This window comes from Bradyrhizobium valentinum (assembly GCF_001440405.1).
GTDB classification, from domain to species: domain Bacteria; phylum Pseudomonadota; class Alphaproteobacteria; order Rhizobiales; family Xanthobacteraceae; genus Bradyrhizobium; species Bradyrhizobium valentinum.
Genome location: NZ_LLXX01000051.1, coordinates 1 through 1,122, shown reverse-complemented (window position 1 = coordinate 1,122; position 1,122 = coordinate 1). Strand labels below are relative to the sequence as shown.

The 1,122-nt window shown below is 55.9% G+C and carries 1 protein-coding gene; it reads right to left on the bottom strand.

Features of this window, described 5'->3' with window-relative positions; all coding sequences use genetic code 11:
* Positions 1 to 171: 171 nt before the first annotated feature.
* Entirely contained in the window at positions 172 to 351 is a 180-nt protein-coding gene (locus CP49_RS09185; RefSeq protein WP_057849959.1) for a hypothetical protein, read from the bottom strand.
* Positions 352 to 1,122 lie beyond the last annotated feature (771 nt).

Below are 1,122 nucleotides of genomic sequence, written 5' to 3'. Positions count from 1 at the left end.
GGACCCTCCTTCGGCATTCACTCCAGGACCTCATACTCAAAGGCTACGCCTTCCGGGTCGTTCTTCGAAAACCATGTTTCCGCAGCGTCCTTGCTCGCAAACCCGTCACCAACTTGCTTGCTTGTGCGGACAAGAGGAGGCTGAACCCTGCAGGAGTGCCAGCCTCACCCTTTAGCTGATAATCTCCTTGACCTTGATGCCCCGCAAGGCCTCGATGCAGTCAGCTACCAAATGCAAGAACTCTTGCCGCTTTATGCTTTTCACCTGACGCCCTTCCATATTGATGAGAATGAACCTCGCCATTTCGTGGGCTACTTCAAACTGCGATTTGCCGGTAACCTCAACAGCCATTTCGCTCTCCGCTAGTTGGAATTGGAAAGCAGCAGCCTGTGGCGAACACCTTGATGTGCTCGGGATCGCCAACCTGCTTGCTGGTGTCGACGTAGACGAAGACGAAGACGGTCACTGGTCTCTCTCAGCTTGCGCTTGCCCCAATGATGACTTTTGTGATCGGAATTAAAGACCTGTTCGACGTGACGGTTCAACGCCCGCATGACGCCGATCCGGGCCAACATCGTGGGGCCGTTGTTCTCTGCAACGAGGATTAGCGCCTCCATGGCGGCCTTGCCATTCCGGCGCGGAGTGCTCAGCTTTCGACAGCTTCGTGATGTAGCTGGCGGCATCCCTCAAGGTGAGGAGCTGCAGGCCATCCGGAAGCGGAATCGGATCTTCAAACGGGGTGGACCAGGGGAAAAAGATACTCAAGCAATGATCTTGGGTGTTCCGCGCCAGCACAGCCTATTCCTAGGCTTGCCAAATTGTTCACGATTTGTACTATTCCGGCATATAGGTACTGTCCGTATTCAAAGTAAAACGGCCCCAGGTCCTCGGGGAAGAGACTGCTGGGGCCGCGTTGTGGCCACGGGCAATGTCAAGCAGCCACGGGGCCAAAACGGACGTGCTGCTGACTTGTTCCGGAGGGAAGCGCCCGGCTCGTGAAAGGCGATCGGGAAATCGAAATCCTGTTTAGGCGACTCCGTCTTTACGACCAGCTCGGGCGCCGTGCGGCTCGTTCGAACAATCCAGAGAGCATTGAAGGAGCGCTATGGGCCTAGATCACGT

Coding starts and splice junctions, on each gene's coding strand:
- CP49_RS09185 (WP_057849959.1), bottom strand. CDS start 351: ATGGCTGTTGAGGTTACCGGCAAATCGCAGTTTGAAGTAGCCCACGAA.